Here is a 3,441-nt window from a genome sequence, read left to right as displayed (position 1 = left end):
CGCGATCGAGGTTCCGGGTTTTCCGGTAATCCGATCGCGGCCATGGGCCGCTCCTACAGGGTGGGCAAATTACCCGAAGGTGGGGAAAATCAGTTTAGAAGGCCGCCGGCGCGGGCCATTACGTGGAACAGGTAGTTTTGTTCGTTGGTGCCGCTGACCAGGTGCGCGCCGGGGCCGCGGGCCCAGACGCCCACGTCCTCTCCGGCGTGTGACTCGGATGCCAACGGTACCAGCGCCTCCTGGTGGTAGCCGGGCGCGGTGGTGTCTACGTGGCTCAGATCCTTGCGGCCGGCATCCACCTCGTGACCGTAGCGCTCGTCTGCATCCGTCTCCTCGCCCATATCCGCGTAGCCGGCACCGTTGCCGTAGGTGATGGTGGTGTAGGGCAGGCCGTCGTCGGCGAGGCTCGGGGTCTCATGCGGCTGTCCGCTGCCATCGTTGGTGACTACCTTGCCGAGGATGGGGTTGCCGCGGGTCGGGTAGCCGGCGATGGTCATCACGTGGCTGTGGTCGGCGGTGACGATAATCAGGGTGTCCTCGGCGCTGGTGTTGTCCATGGCCACCTGCACCGCCCTGGCGAATTCCACCGCGTCGGTGAGCGCACTGTAGGCGCTGCCGGCGTGGTGGCCGTGGTCGATGCGGCCGGATTCCACCATCAGGAAATAGCCGTGGTTGTTTTTCTGCAGCAATTGCAGGCCCTTGGCGGTCATCTCGCTCAGTGACGGCTCGCCGGCCACGTCGTTGCCGCGGTCCGCCTCGTAGTGCATGTGCGAGGCGTTGAACAGGCCCAGCAGCTTGTCGGTGGCGGCGATATCCAGCGCGTCGAAGCCGGACTGGTTTTCGATATAGGCGGCATTGGTGACGCCGTCGCCGTAGCGTTCCCGCCACTCGTCCACCAGGTTGCGGCCGTCCTCGCGCTTGCCGGCTTTGCCCTCCAGGTCGGTGACGGTGTTGGGCAGGAAGCTGCGGCGGCCGCCGCCCAGTATCAGGTCAACGCCGTCGCCAGCGGTCAGTTCCACCAGCTGGGCGGCGATATCCACGCAGTCGCCGTTGGCTTTGTACTCCCAGCCCCGCTCCGGCGATTTGGCGTAGGTGGCCGCCGGGGTGGCGTGGGTGATGCGGGCGGTGCTGATGATGCCGGTGCTCTTGCCCTTGGCCTCCGCCAGTTCCAGTGCGGTGGTCAGCGGCCGCTCGAGGCTCGCCGCGCAATCGCCGCGGGCCACGGTTTCGTCGACGTTGATCACGCCGGCTTTGGTCTTTACGCCGGTCATCAGGGCGGTGGCGGTGCCGGCGGAATCCGGGGTCTGCTGGTTGGTGTTGTAGGTTTTCACCAGGCCGGCGAAAGGCATTTTCTCGAAGCTGAGCTGGTATTCCTCGCCGTCGAGCCCCTGCTGCTGGCCGGCGAGAATGCGCGCGGCGGTGACGGTGGAGATGCCCATGCCGTCGCCCACGAACAGGATGATATTTTTTGCCGCGCCGGGCGTGTTGTTGACCGTCTGCTGGCGCGCCGCATCCACCGCCGCTTCGCCGGCGGTAAACCAGCTGCTTTCGCGCTGGGACTGCGGCAGGCTCAGGGCCTGTTGTTCCAGGTCCGGTTCGGGCAGGTCGGGTTCCCGGCCCCGATCGGAATCGCTGTCGCTGCAACCACTGGCCAGCAGGGCGAGAGAAAAGGCCGTCGCAAGTTTGTTGTATCGTTTCATTGTTTTACCCCCAAAATTATTCCGCTGTTACCGGAATTCCGGTTGCGCCGACCATTACATGAAAAATCGCGTTCTGTTCCAGGGTACCCTGCACCAGGTCGCTGCCTGCGCCGATGGCGTGCAAACTGATATCTTCGCCGGCATGGCTCTCGGAGCCCAGGGGCACCAGGGCCTCCTGATAGAAACCCGCAGCTTCGGTATCCACCGCGCTCAGGTCCTTGCGGCCGCTATTCACCGCTGTGGTATAGCGTTCGTCCGCATCCGTCTCGCTGCCCAGATCCGCGTGTCCCGGGCCATTGGCGTAGCTCAGCGTGGTATATGGCAGGCCGTCGCCGGCGGCGGCGACCTCCGCCTGCGGCGCGCCGGTGCCGTCGTTGGTGACCATCTTACCGAGGATGGAATTGCCGCGGGTGGGATAGCCGGCGATGGTTAACACATGGCTGTGATCCGCGGTCACCAGGATCAGGGTTTCCTCCAGGTCCACTTTTTCCACCGCCGTTTTTACCGCCCCGGCGAAAGCGATGGTGTCGTGCAGCGCATTGTAAGCGTTGCCCGCGTGATGGGCATGGTCGATGCGGCCGGACTCCACCATCAGAAAATAGCCGTCGTCGTTTTTCTGCAGCAGGTCGATGGCGACATCGGTCATTTCCGCGATGCCCGGCTCGTCGGCGCCACTCGCCTTGCGGTCCGCTTCGTAGCGCATATGGGAACGCGTAAAGAGACCGAGCAGTTTGTCGGTACCCGCAATATCCACTGCGCTCAGTGCCGAGCCCGTCTCCAGGTACTGCGCCTGCTGTTCGCCTTCGTAACGGGCCAGCCACTCGGCGGTGAGGTCGCGGCCGTCCGCCCGCTCGCCGTCGGCCCCGGTGGGAATAAAGTTGCGGCGGCCACCACCGAGGATTACGTCCACCCCGTCACCCGCTTCCATTTCCACCAATTGCGTGGCGATATCTTTACAGTCGCCTTCGGCCCTGTGCTCCCAATTGCGCTCCGGCGTGCGCGCGTAGGTGGCCGCCGGTGTGGCGTGGGTAATGCGCGCAGTGGAGATGACGCCAGTGGATCTGCCGCGGCTCTCCATCAGTTCCAGGAAGGTGTTCAGCTCCCTGCCTTTGCTGGAGGCGCAGTCCGCGCGCAGGGCGTCGCTGTCGATATTGATTACGCCGGCTTTTGTTTTCACCCCGGTCATCATCGCGGTCATGGTGCCGGCGGAGTCCGGGGTCTGCTGGTTGGTGTTGTAGGTCTTGATCAGGGCGCTGTGGGGGAACTCCTCGAAGGAGAGCGCGTTTTCCTCGCCGCTCTCGCCGCGCAGCTGACCCTCGAGAATCCGCGCGGCGGTGAGGGTGGAAATGCCCATACCGTCGCCGACGAACAGGATCACGTTCTTCGCGGTTTTATTCCCGCGCTCGTCTTCCGCTTTGGAGGCCAGGCGATTTTCACCATCGGTAAACCAGTCGCTGTTGCGCTGGTAATCCGGCAGTTCGGCGGCGGACAGGGGCAGACTTGCGGAAAACAGACAGCACGCGGCCAACGCGCGGGCGATGCGCTTCGCCATGGAAAACCTCCGGTACTCGGTTATTTGGTGCGCATTAAAGACCGGAAGTGTGACAGGGAGATTAAAAGCTCAAGTTTCGAGGTTCAGCTCTGGGAGCCGGGACGGGGTGCGCCTTTCTGGGACACGCCGTAAATACGTCCCTGTAGGCTTGTCCGCGAGGTCCCTCTCGCAGACAGTCCCAGAAAGGCG

The 3,441-nt window shown here is 64.0% G+C and carries 2 protein-coding genes; both read right to left on the bottom strand.

Features of this window, described 5'->3' with window-relative positions:
* Positions 1 to 89: 89 nt before the first annotated feature.
* The gene (locus tag ACRC0P_RS09095) at positions 90 to 1,700 is read right to left on the bottom strand and encodes an alkaline phosphatase (protein WP_438630075.1); all 1,611 of its coding nucleotides are present in this window, start codon (positions 1,698 to 1,700) and stop codon (positions 90 to 92) included.
* A 16-nt stretch (positions 1,701 to 1,716) separates the two neighbouring features.
* Entirely contained in the window at positions 1,717 to 3,252 is a 1,536-nt protein-coding gene (locus tag ACRC0P_RS09090) for an alkaline phosphatase (protein ID WP_438630073.1), read from the bottom strand.
* Positions 3,253 to 3,441 lie beyond the last annotated feature (189 nt).

This window comes from Microbulbifer sp. (assembly GCF_051659245.1).
Lineage (GTDB): Bacteria > Pseudomonadota > Gammaproteobacteria > Pseudomonadales > Cellvibrionaceae > Microbulbifer.
Note: the sequence above shows the minus strand (reverse complement) of the source record. Positions and strands in the feature narration are given on the sequence as shown.

What these genes read in the sequence shown, in the direction of transcription:
- ACRC0P_RS09090 (WP_438630073.1), bottom strand. Translation starts at nt 3,252, where the DNA reads ATGGCGAAGCGCATCGCCCGCGCGTTGGCCGCGTGCTGTCTGTTTTCC.
- ACRC0P_RS09095 (WP_438630075.1), bottom strand. Translation starts at nt 1,700, where the DNA reads ATGAAACGATACAACAAACTTGCGACGGCCTTTTCTCTCGCCCTGCTG.